We start from the raw sequence: 13,888 nt of genomic DNA on the forward strand, positions 1-13,888 counted from the left end.
TCGGATGCGTGGCCGAATTCCCTCTATTTTACCGCCTCTGCCGCCAATCACATCATGACTTCCACTTCAAACGTTTCCAACGTGCCCCTCTCTTATCGCGATGCGGGTGTCGACATCGACGCCGGCGACGCCCTGGTCGAGGCAATCAAGCCTTTTGCCAAGCGCACCATGCGTGAAGGCGTGATGGGCGGTATCGGCGGTTTCGGCGCCTTGTTCGAAATCAGCAAGAAATTCAAGGAGCCGGTGCTGGTCTCCGGCACCGACGGCGTCGGCACCAAGCTGAAGCTGGCTTTCCACCTGAAACGCCACGATACGGTTGGCATCGATCTGGTGGCGATGAGCGTCAACGACATCCTGGTGCAAGGCGCCGAGCCTTTGTTCTTCCTGGATTACTTCGCTTGCGGCAAACTCGATGTGCCTAGCGCCACCGATGTCATCAAAGGCATCGCCAAAGGTTGCGAGCTGGCGGGCTGCGCCCTGATCGGCGGCGAAACGGCTGAAATGCCAAGCATGTATCCCGATGGCGAATACGATCTGGCCGGCTTCGCCGTCGGCGCGGTTGAAAAATCCAAGCTGATCGACGGCACCAAGATCGTGCCGGGCGACGTGGTGCTGGGCCTGGCGTCGTCGGGCGCGCACTCCAACGGCTATTCGCTGGTGCGCAAGATCATCGAAGTCGCCCAACCTGATCTCGATGCGGATTTCCACGGCCGCAAGCTGGCCGACGTGCTGATGGAGCCGACCCGGATTTACGTCAAGCCGTTGCTGGCGCTGATGGAGGCTATGGAAGTCAAGGGCATGGTGCATATCACCGGCGGCGGCCTGGTGGAAAACATTCCACGCGTGCTGCAAGACAATCTGACTGCGGTATTGCATAGCGATAGCTGGACCATGCCGCCGCTGTTCACCTGGCTGCAACAGCACGGCCAGGTTGCCGACGCAGAAATGCATCGGGTCTTCAACTGCGGCATCGGCATGACTGTCATCGTCGCCAAGGAAAACGCCGACGCCGCCATCGCACAGTTGCAAGCGGCAGGGGAAACCGTCAGCCGGATTGGTGAAATCCGCGCACGCGCCGAAGGTGAGGCGCAAACGATCGTGCTGTAACTGCGGGTAACTGCAGCGCAGCTTAAAAAAAAGACGACCGATTTACCGGTCGTCTTTTTTGTCTTGTCTTATTTAATGATTGTGGCGCTACACAATCTCAAGCAGTTTTAATCCTCATAGCGCTTCAAACTGGCCGCCATCCCCTTGTCCAGGTCGGACATGCAGCTGACGGTCACCTCCAGATCCCGCAACAAGCCGTCCCGCACGCTGTACACCCAGCTATGAATGGTCAGCGGTTGACCGCGATCCCAGGCGTCCTGGACGATGGTGGTACGGCAAATATTGGCGACCTGCTCCATCGAATTGAGCTCACACAAACGATCGTGGCGCACGCTCTCCGACAAGGCTTCCCCCAGATAGCGTTCATGCTTCTGATGCACGTCCTCGACATAGCGCAGCCAGTTGTCGGCCAGCCCGACACGGCGCTTGGTGAGCGCCGCATGGACGCCGGAGCAACCATAATGGCCGACCACGAAAACATGCTTTACCTTCAGTACATCTACCGCAAACTGCAATACCGACAAACAATTCAGGTCGCTATGGGCAACCACGTTGGCGATATTACGGTGAACAAATAACTCACCCGGCAGCAAGCCCAGCAACTCATTTGCCGGCACCCTGCTGTCGGAACACCCGATCCAGAAATACTCCGGCGCCTGTTGCGACGCCAGGGTCTTGAAAAAATCCGGATCGCGGGCGGTGATTGCCGCCGCCCACTCCCGGTTTCTTTGGAAAAGGTCTTCTCGGGTCAGGGATTGCTTGTTGTTTGCTGTCATTGTTTTCCATTAAATAAAGTTCCGTCTGCATGTTATTTTTACATTACATGCACGACATCCTAGGCCTCATTTTATAGAAACTTGGCAAATCTCATCTGCTTTTATCCGATAGTCGCCATTCCTTCTTGCCTTACCTATCCCTGCTGGCCTAACAGGGAGAGCTTCAATTTGCTGTCGGCAGGTTTCTCGCCGAGCCAGATTTTCAGCAAAGCGTTATAGAAAACCTGATCTGGCAGGGTCTCCGACACCGGTTTGCCGTTAAAGTGGATCTGCGTGCCGACGCCTGGAATCCAGTCGGTGGTCAGCACGTCACCCTTTTTCAGCTCCGGGATCGAGGCAAACAACTCGCCGAATTTCAGCAACTGATTAACGATTTTCGATTTATCAGCTTTATCCACATTGTTTTGGATGCCGGTCATGAAAGCCCGGCTGAAATCTTCGCTGCTGACATCGCGCAGCATGACCAGTTCGATACGCCGCGGTCCGGTAGCAGCCATCACGTCCGGCACCGTGGTTTTCTTCTCGGTCAGATATAAGGCGGCGGTATAGACCTTGAAAATGACTTTATAGCGAATCCCGGCGCCGTTCAGCTTCAAGTCCTGATTGCCGACCTTTGCTGTTTCTTCGACCTTGACACCAGCCACATCCAGCGCAAATGCGCTCTGCGCCAATATCAGCGCAGAGAATACGCAGGCGCAAGCCCCTGCACGCTTCAAACGAGCAACTACTTTCATGTCTCCTCCTATGGTTTGTATATGGAGTTTGTATTGATCGCAAATAAAAGAACGATCGTTTTATTATTACCATATACAGAATAGAGAGCTGGACAAAATTATGCAATAAAGAAATTGTTAATGATGGCTGGGAAGTCTACCGCCCCTTATGCTGCCGGCCATAAAAAAGCCGCCAACCTTGCACGGTTGGCGGCTTTTGTGAGGCTCGGAGCAGGCTTGCTTACTCGAAAAACTCTTTCACCTTGTCTTTCCAGGACTTGCTCTGCGGGCTGTGTTTGGCGCCGCCTTCGCTGGTCAGTTGCTCGAACTCTTGCAGCAATTCCTTTTGCCTGTCGCTCAGCTTGACCGGGGTTTCCACCACGACGTGGCAGAACAGGTCGCCGGCATAACCCGAGCGCACGCCCTTGATGCCTTTGCTGCGCAGACGGAAAGTCTTGCCGGACTGAGTGCCATCGGGAATCGTGAACGAAGCTTTGCCGTTCAAGGTCGGCACTTCGATTTCGCCGCCCAAAGCGGCTTTGGCAAACGAGATCGGCATTTCGCAATGGAGATCGTCGCCTTCACGCTGGAATACCGCGTGCGGCTTGATGTGGATTTCCACATACAGATCGCCGGTCGGGCCGCCGTTCATGCCTGGCTCGCCGTTGCCGGAAGAACGAATCCGCATGCCGTCGTCGATGCCGGACGGGATCTTCACTTCGAGTGTCTTGTTGCGCTTGATACGGCCGGCGCCGCTGCAAGACGGGCAAGGTTCAGGAATGATCTTGCCGCTGCCGTGGCATTTCGGACAAGTCTGCTGGATGCTGAAAAAGCCTTGCTGCATCCTGACCTGGCCGTGGCCGCCGCAGGTCGGGCAGGTGATCGGTTCGGTGCCGGGCTTGGCGCCGCTGCCGTGGCAGGGCTCGCACTCATCCCAGGACGGTACGCGGATGGTGGTATCGAAACCGTGCGCGGCTTGTTCCAGCGTGATTTCGAGGTTATAGCGCAAATCGGCGCCGCGATACACTTGCGGCCCGCCGCGACCGCCGCGGCCACCGCCTCCACCGCCGAAAATATCGCCGAAGATATCGCCAAACGCGTCGGCAAAACCGCCGCCGCCACCGCCGCCGCCCATATTCGGGTCGACGCCGGCATGGCCATAGCGATCATAGGCTTCGCGTTTTTGCGGATCAGCCAGCATTTCGTAGGCTTCTTTCGCCTCTTTGAATTTTTCTTCCGCACCTTTGCTATCCGGATTGCGGTCCGGATGATGCTTCATTGCGAGCTTGCGATACGCCTTCTTGATTTCTTCATCAGAGGCGTTTTTCGCAACACCCAATATTTCATAAAAATCACGCTTCGCCATCTTTTTGCACCCTGTTGTTTAAGCGAAAACGCCGAACAGAGCTGCAATAGCATCTGCCCGGCGCGTCTTCGTACCAGCTTGCCAATTAAATTGGCAGACCAGCACTGACGAAGACCTTACTTATCCTTCACTTCCTTGAAGTCAGCATCAACCACGTCGTCTTCTTTCGCCTTGGCTTCGGCACCGGCCGCACCCGCTTCAGCGCCGCCTGCAGCAGCTTGCTGGGCCTGCATGTCGGCGTACATCTTTTCGCCGAGCTTTTGCGCTGCAGTGGTCAGGGCTGCTGTCTTGTTGTCGATGGCGGCCTTGTCGCTACCCTTCAACACTTCTTCCAGTTCCTTGATCGCTGCTTCGATGCTGGCCTTCTCGCCGGCTTCCAGCTTGTCGCCGTATTCCGTCAGGGACTTCTTGGTCGAATGCACCAGTGCATCGCCTTGGTTATGCGCTTCGGCGACTTCTTTCAGGCGCTTGTCTTCTTCGGCATTTGCCTCGGCGTCGCGCACCATCTTTTGGATCTCTTCTTCGGTCAGACCGGAGTTAGCCTTGATGGTGATCTTGTTTTCCTTGCCGGTAGCCTTGTCCTTGGCGCCGACGTGCAGGATACCGTTGGCGTCGATGTCGAAGGTGACTTCGATCTGCGGTGTACCACGCGATGCTGGTGGAATACCTTCCAGATTGAATTCGCCCAGGCCCTTGTTACCGGCCGCCATCTCGCGCTCACCTTGGAAAACCTTGATGGTCACGGCCGGCTGGTTGTCGTCGGCAGTCGAGAACACCTGACTGAATTTGGTCGGGATGGTGGTGTTCTTCTGAATCATCTTGGTCATCACGCCGCCCATGGTTTCGATACCCAGCGACAACGGTGTCACGTCCAGCAGCAGCAAGTCCTTGCGGTCGCCCGACAAGACCGAACCCTGGATTGCGGCGCCGACTGCAACCGCTTCATCAGGGTTGACGTCCTTGCGCGGATCCTTGCCGAAGAATTCCTTTACCTTTTCCTGCACCTTAGGCATACGGGTCATGCCGCCGACCAGGATGATGTCGTCGATGTCGGAAACCTTGACGCCGGCGTCCTTGATCGCAATGCGGCAAGGCTCGATGGTCTTGGCAATCAGCTCTTCCACCAGCGATTCCAGCTTGGCGCGGGTCATCTTCAGGTTCAAGTGGATAGGTGCGCCGTTCGCCATGGCGATGTACGGTTCGTTGATTTCGGTCTGTTGCGAGGACGACAGTTCGATCTTGGCGCGCTCGGCCGATGCCTTGATACGTTGCAGCGCAATCGCATCCTTGCCCAGGTCGATACCGTTGATCTTCTTGAATTCGTCCAGGATGTAATCGATGATGCGCTGGTCGAAGTCTTCGCCGCCGAGGAAAGTGTCGCCATTGGTGGACAGCACTTCAAATTGCTTTTCGCCATCGACATCAGCGATTTCGATGATGGACACGTCGAAAGTACCGCCGCCCAAGTCATATACCGCAATCTTGCGATCGCCTTTTTCTGCCTTGTCCAGGCCGAATGCCAGCGCTGCCGCAGTCGGCTCGTTGATGATGCGCTTGACGTCCAGACCGGCGATGCGGCCGGCATCCTTGGTCGCCTGGCGCTGTGCATCGTTAAAGTAAGCCGGCACCGTGATCACGGCTTCGGTGACTTCTTCGCCGAGGTAGTCTTCAGCGGTCTTCTTCATCTTGCGCAGCACTTCCGCAGAAATTTGCGGTGGCGCCAGCTTCTGGTCGCGCACGCCAACCCATGCATCGCCGTTGTCGGCTTTGATGATTTGGTAAGGCATCAGCGCGATGTCTTTTTGCACTTCTTTTTCGTCGAATTTACGACCGATCAGACGCTTGGTTGCGTACAGCGTATTGGTCGGGTTGGTGACTGCCTGGCGCTTGGCAGGCGCGCCAACCAGGATTTCGCCGTCTTCTTGATAGGCGATGATGGAAGGCGTAGTACGCGCGCCTTCCGAGTTTTCGATCACTTTAGGTTGACCGCCTTCGATAACCGAAACGCAGGAATTGGTGGTACCCAAGTCAATGCCGATAATTTTACCCATGGTGTATGCCCTTTATTTTGAATATATGGTTAATGTTTTGATGGTCTGAATATAGGGAGAAAAGCAGCGCTTTCAAGCGCCAGCTTGTTCATTCTTGACGTTTTTTTTATTTTCCTTGCGCCACGACCACCAGTGCAGGCCGCAACAGGCGGTCGGCAATGGTGTATCCCTTTTGCAGCACTGTCACCACGGTATTGGTTTCTTGCTCTGCCGGCACGGTTGAAATTGCCTGATGTTTCATCGGATCAAGCTTGTCGCCGACTTGCGGCGAAATTTCCAGCAAGCGATTTCTCTCAAAGGCGGAAGACAGCTGTTTCAGCGTCATTTCCACGCCTTCCTTGAGCGACTCCACCGATGGCGTTTCAATTTTCAACGCCATTTCAAGATTGTCCTTGACCGGCACCAGCGCCTCGGCAAATCCTTCGATCGCAAACTTGTGAGCACGGGCAATATCTTCCTGAGCGCGGCGACGAACGTTTTCTGCTTCAGCCTTGGCACGCAAGAAAGCATCTTGCATTTCCGCGATCTTGGCTTGCGCCTCCGACAACTGCACTTCCAGCGTGGTTTCAGGGATTACCGTTGCATCTTCGGCAACCGAGTTCTTTTCCACTTGCGCCTGCTCGTTCTGATTTTCCATGTGTTCCATTCAAAAACCTCCAACAATCAATAACTTAGTAAGTATGGGAAGCTAAATGAGGCTATGTCCCTACTTTTTCAAGGGTTAAAATTCGTGCCCTGATTTGGCTCTCATGGGCTTGGACTAACAGCTAAAAGACGACAACCGGCGGCAACCGCATCAAAACCCGGCAACAAATTGAAACAATATTTACCAACCATGGGTTTGCTGCAACGCCACATTGGAACTATGCTGAAGGTGTAGATTCAACAAGAAACAGCGCTTTTGGAGAATTATTTTTCCCGCAACAAACAACAAGGGGAATACCGTGAAACTATCGTTAATTTCCGCATTTCTGGTCGTTTATATTTTGCTTGCAGCAAGCTGGATCAGCTATTCGCAACTGGTCGCCTTGTATTGACTATGGCTAGCTGCCCCGCCATTTGCAAAACAAGCAATAGTCTTCCATACGCACCCAACACTGGGCGCTCATTATAGTTGCGCCTAGCCGGAGCGGCGCAAAAACACCCAAAATTTCTGTATCAGACCGGCTGCTTTATTGGCTTGCACCCAGGCGCACGGCTTGTTGCCGTGAGGCTTCGGCCTGCTGTTTCAATTCATGCCGTTCGCTCTCCGTCAGATGGGTAGGCCAGCCGATCAAATGTTCCTCTATCAAAGTAGCCATGGCGGAGATCCAGGCCGGCGACTGGTTCAGGCAAGCAATGAAATGGAACTCCTTGCCGCCCGCCTTCAGGAAATCCTGTTTCGCCTCAATCGCAATTTCCTCCAATGTCTCCAGGCAATCGCTGGTGAAACCCGGGCACATCACATCGACGCGGTTGACGCCCTGCTTTGCCAGTTTCTGCAAAGTCGGCGCGGTATATGGCTGTAGCCATTCTGCCTTGCCGAAGCGCGACTGGAAAGTCAGCTGATATTGCTCAGGCCCCAGTCCCAGCTGCTGCGCCAGCAAGCGCGCGGTTTTTTGACATTCGCAATGATAGGGATCGCCTAGCGACAAAGTCCGCTTCGGCACGCCGTGAAAACTCATGATCAGCTTGTCCGGTGTGCCATGCATTGCCCAGTAAGCCAGCACTGACTCTTTCAACGCCTGGATATATGCTTCGTGATCGTGATAATGCTTGATGAAACGTAATTCAGGAACATTGCGCACTTGCGCACAATGGGCAAATACCGCGTCATAGATCGACGCTGTGGTGGTCGCCGAATATTGCGGATAGGCGGGCAAGATCAGGATCCGCTCGCAACCGTCTGCTTTCAGTTGCTCCAGCACTTCCGCGATCGCCGGCGTGCCGTAGCGCATCGCATAAGCCACTTGCAGCTGATGTCCGCGCTGCCCCAGATAACCGCGCAGCAAAATCGCCTGCTTGCTGGTATGGACTTTCAGCGGCGAACCTTCATTGCTCCAGATAGAAGCGTATTTATGTGCCGATTTGCCGGAACGGAACGGCAGAATCACGCAATGCAAAATCCACCACCAGATCGCCCGTGGGATTTCCACCACCCGCGGATCGGACAGGAATTGCTTCAGGTAACTCCGCACCGCCTTGGTGGTCGGTGCATCCGGGGTACCCAGATTGACCAGCAGCACCGCGGTCTTGCCGGTCTTGCCATGCGTGAACGGGGGTTCTTTACGAAATGCCATGCAGGGATGTCCAGAAAAAAGGGGCTTAGAGTGCCAGCAATTCACGCGCATGCTTGCGCGTGGTTGCGGTGATTTCCAAACCGCCAAGCATGCGGGCGATTTCCTCAATCCGGTTCTTGGCGTCGAGACCGTCGATCGCCGATACCGTTTTGTTGCCCTGGCTTTGCTTGCTGACTTGGAAATGCTGATTGGCCTGGCTGGCAACCTGGGGTAAATGGGTTACGCACAGCACTTGCCGATCCTGGCCCAGGCGCTTCAACAGGCGTCCAACCACCTCCGCCACGCCGCCGCCGATACCGCTATCGACTTCATCGAAAATCAAGGTCGGGGTCGCGGTTGAACTGGAGGTAATCACCGAAATCGCCAGCGCTATCCGCGCCAGCTCGCCACCGGAAGCAACCTTGGCCAAGGGCCGCGGCGCCACGCCGGCATGACCGGCGACCAGGAACTCTACTTGCTCGACGCCGTAGCTGGCCGCTTCGCAGGGATTCAATGCAACCGCAAAGCGGCCGCCGCTCATGCTCAAATCCTGCATCGCTGCGGTGACTGCGGTACCCAGCGCCTGAGCCGCCTTGGCTCGGGCTTTCGAGAGTTTTTGCGCCAGCGTCAGATAGGTGGTTTTCAGCTTCTCTTCTTGCGCCCGCATGGCGTCGAGATCGCTGGCGTCCGCCAGTTGCCGCAGCTGCAGCGACAAGCTCTCCAGTTCTTGCGGCAGTTCGTCCGGCGCCAGGCGGAATTTACGGCCGGCCGAATGAATCGCCTCCATCCGGTCTTCAACCTGATGCAAGCGCGCCGGATCAAGCTCGACCCGGCTCAGATAATCATTCAAGGCGTAGACCGCTTCCTGCAACTGGATGCGCGCCGGCTCCAGCGCTTCCAGCACCGGCTTGAGGCTGCTGTCGACATCGACCAGCTTGCCGATTTTCTGGTTCAGCGCTGACAATTGCGACAACATAGGCGGCGTGTCGTTTGTGTCGTTTTCTGAAATCACATTGAGCGCTTCTTGCGCCCCTTCGATCAGGCTAGCGGCATGCGACAGCCGGCTGTGCTCATTGGTGATCTCATCCCATTCGCCGGGCTTGACCGCCAGCTTTTCCAGCTCGCCCACCTGCCACTCCAGCCGTTCGCGCTCCAGCAGCACATTCTTGGCGTTGGTTTCAAATTCTTCGCGTTGACGCGCCAGTGAACGCCAGCTTTTGAAGGCGCCGGCGACCGCCAGCAAGTCATCCTGCAAACCGGCTTGCCCATCCAGCAACAGCCGTTGGGCGTCGCTCTTCAACAAAGACTGGTGCGCATGCTGGCCGTGGATATCGACCAGCATTTCGCCCAGTTCGCGCAGTTGCGCCGCGGTTGCCGCCACACCGTTGATAAACGCCTTGGAGCGGCCGGCGTTGTCGATCACACGGCGCATCAGGATCACGCCTTCCTCGCTGGAGAACTCATTCCGATCCAACCAATCGTTGACCTCGCCGTCAGCATCGCCGGTCAGCGCAAATTCTGCCGTCACGTCTGCCTTGGCGGCGCCTTCGCGCACCACGCTGGCGTCGCCGCGGCCGCCCAGCGCCAAGGCCAGGGCGTCGATCAGGATAGATTTGCCGGCGCCGGTTTCGCCGGTGAATACGGTAAAGCCAGCGGCGAACTCAAGCTCGATGGCATCGACAATGACAAAATCGCGAATGGAAAGTGTGCGCAGCATGGGAGTCTGAGATGGCTCAAAAATAGGTGTAGAAATAAAGACAAAGAAATAAGGATAAATTCAGCGCAGACCAGGCCCCGCTCAAGCAGTAGCAAAGTCGCAAAAAAATACGTTAGCAGCTTACATAAATAAGCAACTTACTTGAGCTGCCCTTCCGCCGACGGATATTCGTTCCAGTGTAACTTTTGTCGCAAGGTATCGTAATAACTCCAGCCGGCCGGGTGCAAAAAGGTGATGGTGTGTTCGGAACGCCGGATCAGGATGCGGTCGCCATGCTGCAGGCTGGCCAGCGATTGCATGTCGAAATTGGCGCTCATGTCGCGCCCATTCACGATTTCAATCACGATTTCACTGCTGTCTGGAATCACGATAGGCCGGTTCGACAGCGCATGCGGCGCAATCGGCACCAGCACAATGCCGCCCAGCGACGGATGCAGCAAGGGGCCGCCAGCGGACAAGGCATACGCGGTAGAGCCGGTCGGCGTCGCCACGATCAGGCCATCGGAACGCTGGTTATACATGAAGCGGCCGTCGACTTCGACCATCAGTTCTGCCATACCGGAAGCCGCGCCACGCGACACCACCACATCGTTGAACGCCAGTGCGCTGAAAATCTGCTGGCCGTCGCGCATGACGGCTCCCTGCAACAGGCTGCGGCGCTCCGACTCGACGTTCCCATCCAGCATTTCGCCCAGCACCGGCAGCATCCGCTCCAGTGAAATATCGGTAATGAATCCGAGCCGGCCCTGGTTGATGCCGATCAAGGGCACGTCATAGGGCGCCAGCTGGCGGGCAATGCCAAGCATGGTGCCGTCGCCGCCGACAATAATCGCGGCGTCCGCCTGTTCGCCGATCTGGGCCGGCGTCATGGCAGCAATGCCTGCCATCGCGACATTTTGCGCGGTCTCGGCTTCGAACACGACGTTATGGCCGCGATCTTGCAGAAAATCGACGATTTCAGTCAGCGACTCGGAAATACCGGCGGCAAAATATTTGCCGACGATAGCAATCGTTTTCGGCAAGGATGCTGACGAACCGGGCTGAGAAGGTAATTTTATAGGCGACATGCTGGCGATTAGACCATAATTTAGGCTTGCAATGAAGGATACGCACATGGCTCCGACGAATAATTCAACTATCCCCCCCGCCTCCCGCCTTGGCAAACCGGCTGCCGTGAAAGCGGTGCTGTTCGACCTCGACGATACGCTGTGGCCGATTGAGCCCGTGATCGCCCGCGCCGAACAATTGCTGTTCGACTGGTTGCGCGATCACGCCCCAGCCGTCACCCGCCAATTCACGATTGAAAGCCTGCGCCAGCAGCGCCTGGATCTGGTGGCGAGCAACCCCGTCTTCAAGTTCGACCTCTGGCAGCTGCGCCACGCGGCGCTGACCAACGCCTTCAAGAGCGTCGGCGAAGACACCGCCAAAGTGGATGCAGCGATGGCGTTGTTTTCCGAGGCGCGTCACGCGGTGACGCCGTTCGACGATGTGCAGCCGGTCCTGGCCCGGTTGCGCCAGCGTCTGCTGCTGGGTACGGTCTCGAACGGTTTTGCCGATCTTGGCAAAATCGGCCTGGCCCAGCATTTCCAGGTATCGATAGCAGCGCATAGCTTCGGTAGCGCCAAGCCCGATCCGGCGATTTTCCATGCGGCCTGCTCAGCGCTGAATGTGGCGCCTGAAGAAACCGTGTATGCGGGCGACGATCCCATGCTGGACGTGCTCGGCGCTCAACAGGCGGGTTTGCAGGCGGTCTGGATCAATCGTTTTGAGCGGGTGCTTCCCGCCGGCGTCAGCGCACAAGCCAGCTGCAGCAGCCTGCATGAGCTGGAAAGGTGGCTGGAACAAACTGCGATTGGCTGACAAAAACAGTGTATAAGTGCTTTATAAGCCGCTGGCACGCAAGCCCGGCGCTCGCTAAAATAGACCCATATGCAACTAGATAATCGCGCTCAAACCCTGCTCAAAGCCCTGGTCGAACGGTACATCGCCGACGGCCAACCGGTTGGCTCGCGTGCCTTGTCCAAGATTTCCGGCCTGGAACTGTCGCCGGCGACGATCCGCAACATCATGGCCGACCTGGAAGAAATGGGTTTTGTTGCCAGCCCTCACACTTCCGCCGGCCGGGTGCCGACGCCGCGCGGCTACCGCATGTTCGTCGATACCCTGCTGACCATGGAGCCGATTGACGAAACAGCGCTGGAATCCAAGATGCAGGCGCGTCTGCAGCCAAATTCACAACAAAAAATCATCGCCAACGCGGCCCAGGTGTTGTCATCTTTATCGCATTTTGCGGGCGTGGTGCTGTCACCTCGGCGCGAATCGATCTTCCAGCAAATCGAATTCCTGCGGCTTTCGGAAAAACGCATCCTGCTGGTGATCGTCAGCCCTAACGGCGATGTCCAGAACCGCTTGCTGCTGACCGATATCGATTACAGCCCTGCCAAGCTGGTGCAAGCCGCCAATTACATCAACCAACATTACGGCGGCCTCAGCCTGGACGACGTCCGCCTGCGCCTGCAAGGCGAATTGCGCAAGCTGCGTGACGACATGAGCTGGCTGATGCAAGCAGCGGTCGAAGCCGGCAGCGACGCCATGACCGACAATAGCGACGAAGTAGTGATTTCGGGCGAGCGCAATCTGCTCAGCGTGACCGATTTGTCGTCCAACATGGATTCCTTGCGCAAGCTGTTCGACATGTTCGAACAAAAAACCAGTTTGATGCAATTGCTCGATATCTCCGGCAAAGCGACCGGGGTCCAGATTTTCATCGGTGGCGAATCGCAACTAGTGCCGATGGATGAGATGAGCGTGGTGACCGCACCCTATGAAGTCAATGGCAAGATCGTCGGCACGCTGGGCGTGATCGGGCCTACGCGGATGGCGTATGAGCGCGTAATTCCGATAGTGAATATCACTGCCAAATTGCTATCGAACGCATTGAGCCACAACTAGCGCGTTCGGCACCTGCATGTCCCCAAACGACCCGATCATCGACTATATCCGCGAGTTGCTGGCGCCGCTTGGCGCGATCAGCGCACGCAGGATGTTTGGCGGTTATGGCGTCTACCACGATGGAGTGATGATCGGCCTGGTTGCCGACGGCGCTCTGTTTCTCAAGACCGACGAGGAAACCCGGCAGCAGTTTGCGGCCGCCGATTGCCGGCCTTTTGTTGTCGAGCACAAAGGGAGGACGATTGAGATGAGCTACTGGTCTGCGCCTGAGGACGCCATGGATTCAGCCGCTGCAATGACGCCATGGGCGCGGCTTGCTTATGCGGCAGCACTGCGGAAAGCCAATTCAAAGCCAACGCCAAAGGCGCGGAAACGCTAAATAGCGGTGCTGAATAACGGCGCTGAATAACGGCGCTGCATCAGCCCTTCTTTTTACGGCACTCCCGGCAATGCCCATACAGTGCCAGCGCATGGTCGGCGATTTCAAAGCCGTGATCCTTGGCAACGATTTTTTGACGTTTTTCAATTTCTTCGTCGTAAAACTCTTCGACCAGACCACAATCCAGGCAAACCAGATGGTCGTGATGCGAACCTTCGTTGAGTTCAAACACGGCCTTGCCGGTTTCAAAATGGTTGCGCTGCAACAGCCCGGCCTGCTCAAATTGGGTCAGTACCCGGTACACGGTTGCCAGACCGACATCGAGATTGTCGTTCAGCAGAATTTTATAGACGTCTTCAGCGCTCAGGTGGCGCACCTCGCTATTCTGGAAAATTTCCAGGATTTTCAGGCGTGGCAAGGTGGCTTTGAGGCCGCTGGCTTTCAGTTCGGATGGATTGTTCGGCATGTTTTGGTCACAAATGGATGATCTGCTTTATCATATAGCGTTTTAGCACAGTTGCTCAATCAATTGAGATCCTTATGCGAATGTTGCTCTCCCCTGCCCGTAC

General features: G+C 56.2%; 13 protein-coding genes. 4 read left to right on the forward strand and 9 right to left on the reverse strand.

The annotated features are described in order from the left end of the window. Positions 1 to 54 precede the first annotated feature (54 nt). A complete protein-coding gene (gene purM / locus VNZ60_RS10320) occupies positions 55 to 1,107 on the forward strand; it encodes a phosphoribosylformylglycinamidine cyclo-ligase (protein ID WP_325658772.1) in 1,053 nt (350 codons plus the stop codon). Between the two features lie 107 nt (positions 1,108 to 1,214). Here purM and can read toward each other — a convergent pair whose 3' ends face one another. The 8 genes from can to VNZ60_RS10360 form a co-directional block, all read right to left on the reverse strand. Further along, positions 1,215 to 1,883 carry a carbonate dehydratase gene (gene can, locus VNZ60_RS10325; RefSeq protein ID WP_325658774.1) on the reverse strand — a complete coding sequence of 223 codons (669 nt, stop codon included), beginning with the start codon at positions 1,881 to 1,883 and terminating at the stop codon, positions 1,215 to 1,217. A 134-nt stretch (positions 1,884 to 2,017) separates the two neighbouring features. Beyond that, entirely contained in the window at positions 2,018 to 2,617 is a 600-nt protein-coding gene (locus VNZ60_RS10330) for a chalcone isomerase family protein (protein ID WP_325658776.1), read from the reverse strand. A gap of 220 nt (positions 2,618 to 2,837) precedes the next feature. Beyond that, positions 2,838 to 3,962: a molecular chaperone DnaJ gene (gene dnaJ, locus VNZ60_RS10335; protein WP_325658778.1), complete on the reverse strand. Its 1,125-nt coding sequence runs from the start codon at positions 3,960 to 3,962 to the stop codon at positions 2,838 to 2,840. A gap of 116 nt (positions 3,963 to 4,078) precedes the next feature. Continuing rightward, on the reverse strand, positions 4,079 to 6,013 hold the full coding sequence (gene dnaK / locus VNZ60_RS10340) for a molecular chaperone DnaK (protein WP_325658780.1): 1,935 nt from the start codon (positions 6,011 to 6,013) through the stop codon (positions 4,079 to 4,081). 106 nt (positions 6,014 to 6,119) lie between these two features. Beyond that, on the reverse strand, positions 6,120 to 6,659 hold the full coding sequence (grpE, locus tag VNZ60_RS10345) for a nucleotide exchange factor GrpE (RefSeq protein WP_325658782.1): 540 nt from the start codon (positions 6,657 to 6,659) through the stop codon (positions 6,120 to 6,122). 526 nt (positions 6,660 to 7,185) lie between these two features. Beyond that, positions 7,186 to 8,292: a ferrochelatase gene (gene hemH, locus VNZ60_RS10350; protein WP_325658784.1), complete on the reverse strand. Its 1,107-nt coding sequence runs from the start codon at positions 8,290 to 8,292 to the stop codon at positions 7,186 to 7,188. A gap of 25 nt (positions 8,293 to 8,317) precedes the next feature. Further along, the gene (gene recN / locus VNZ60_RS10355; RefSeq protein ID WP_325658786.1) at positions 8,318 to 9,988 is read right to left on the reverse strand and encodes a DNA repair protein RecN; all 1,671 of its coding nucleotides are present in this window, start codon (positions 9,986 to 9,988) and stop codon (positions 8,318 to 8,320) included. 137 nt (positions 9,989 to 10,125) lie between these two features. Further along, positions 10,126 to 11,055, reverse strand: coding sequence for an NAD kinase (locus VNZ60_RS10360; protein ID WP_325658787.1), 930 nt, complete (start codon positions 11,053 to 11,055; stop codon positions 10,126 to 10,128). Between the two features lie 46 nt (positions 11,056 to 11,101). Between VNZ60_RS10360 and VNZ60_RS10365 the strand changes: the two genes are divergently transcribed. From VNZ60_RS10365 to VNZ60_RS10375, 3 genes are all read left to right on the forward strand, one after another. Next, complete coding sequence (locus VNZ60_RS10365) at positions 11,102 to 11,848, forward strand: HAD family hydrolase (RefSeq protein WP_325658789.1); 747 nt, start codon at positions 11,102 to 11,104, stop codon at positions 11,846 to 11,848. Positions 11,849 to 11,917: 69 nt separating this feature from the next. Then, a complete protein-coding gene (hrcA, locus tag VNZ60_RS10370; protein ID WP_325658791.1) occupies positions 11,918 to 12,940 on the forward strand; it encodes a heat-inducible transcriptional repressor HrcA in 1,023 nt (340 codons plus the stop codon). Positions 12,941 to 12,956: 16 nt separating this feature from the next. Continuing rightward, positions 12,957 to 13,319, forward strand: coding sequence for a TfoX/Sxy family protein (locus tag VNZ60_RS10375; protein ID WP_325658793.1), 363 nt, complete (start codon positions 12,957 to 12,959; stop codon positions 13,317 to 13,319). A gap of 40 nt (positions 13,320 to 13,359) precedes the next feature. On the opposite strand, the gene fur is transcribed toward VNZ60_RS10375, so the two are convergent. After that, positions 13,360 to 13,785, reverse strand: a complete 426-nt coding sequence (fur, locus tag VNZ60_RS10380) for a ferric iron uptake transcriptional regulator (protein WP_325658794.1) — start codon at positions 13,783 to 13,785, stop codon at positions 13,360 to 13,362. Positions 13,786 to 13,888 lie beyond the last annotated feature (103 nt).

This window comes from Collimonas sp., assembly GCF_035566375.1.
Taxonomy (GTDB): Bacteria; Pseudomonadota; Gammaproteobacteria; order Burkholderiales; family Burkholderiaceae_D; genus Collimonas.

Coding starts and splice junctions, on each gene's coding strand:
- purM (WP_325658772.1), top strand. CDS start 55: ATGACTTCCACTTCAAACGTTTCCAACGTGCCCCTCTCTTATCGCGAT.
- can (WP_325658774.1), bottom strand. CDS start 1,883: ATGACAGCAAACAACAAGCAATCCCTGACCCGAGAAGACCTTTTCCAA.
- VNZ60_RS10330 (WP_325658776.1), bottom strand. CDS start 2,617: ATGAAAGTAGTTGCTCGTTTGAAGCGTGCAGGGGCTTGCGCCTGCGTA.
- dnaJ (WP_325658778.1), bottom strand. CDS start 3,962: ATGGCGAAGCGTGATTTTTATGAAATATTGGGTGTTGCGAAAAACGCC.
- dnaK (WP_325658780.1), bottom strand. CDS start 6,013: ATGGGTAAAATTATCGGCATTGACTTGGGTACCACCAATTCCTGCGTT.
- grpE (WP_325658782.1), bottom strand. CDS start 6,659: ATGGAACACATGGAAAATCAGAACGAGCAGGCGCAAGTGGAAAAGAAC.
- hemH (WP_325658784.1), bottom strand. CDS start 8,292: ATGGCATTTCGTAAAGAACCCCCGTTCACGCATGGCAAGACCGGCAAG.
- recN (WP_325658786.1), bottom strand. CDS start 9,988: ATGCTGCGCACACTTTCCATTCGCGATTTTGTCATTGTCGATGCCATC.
- VNZ60_RS10360 (WP_325658787.1), bottom strand. CDS start 11,055: ATGTCGCCTATAAAATTACCTTCTCAGCCCGGTTCGTCAGCATCCTTG.
- VNZ60_RS10365 (WP_325658789.1), top strand. CDS start 11,102: ATGGCTCCGACGAATAATTCAACTATCCCCCCCGCCTCCCGCCTTGGC.
- hrcA (WP_325658791.1), top strand. CDS start 11,918: ATGCAACTAGATAATCGCGCTCAAACCCTGCTCAAAGCCCTGGTCGAA.
- VNZ60_RS10375 (WP_325658793.1), top strand. CDS start 12,957: ATGTCCCCAAACGACCCGATCATCGACTATATCCGCGAGTTGCTGGCG.
- fur (WP_325658794.1), bottom strand. CDS start 13,785: ATGCCGAACAATCCATCCGAACTGAAAGCCAGCGGCCTCAAAGCCACC.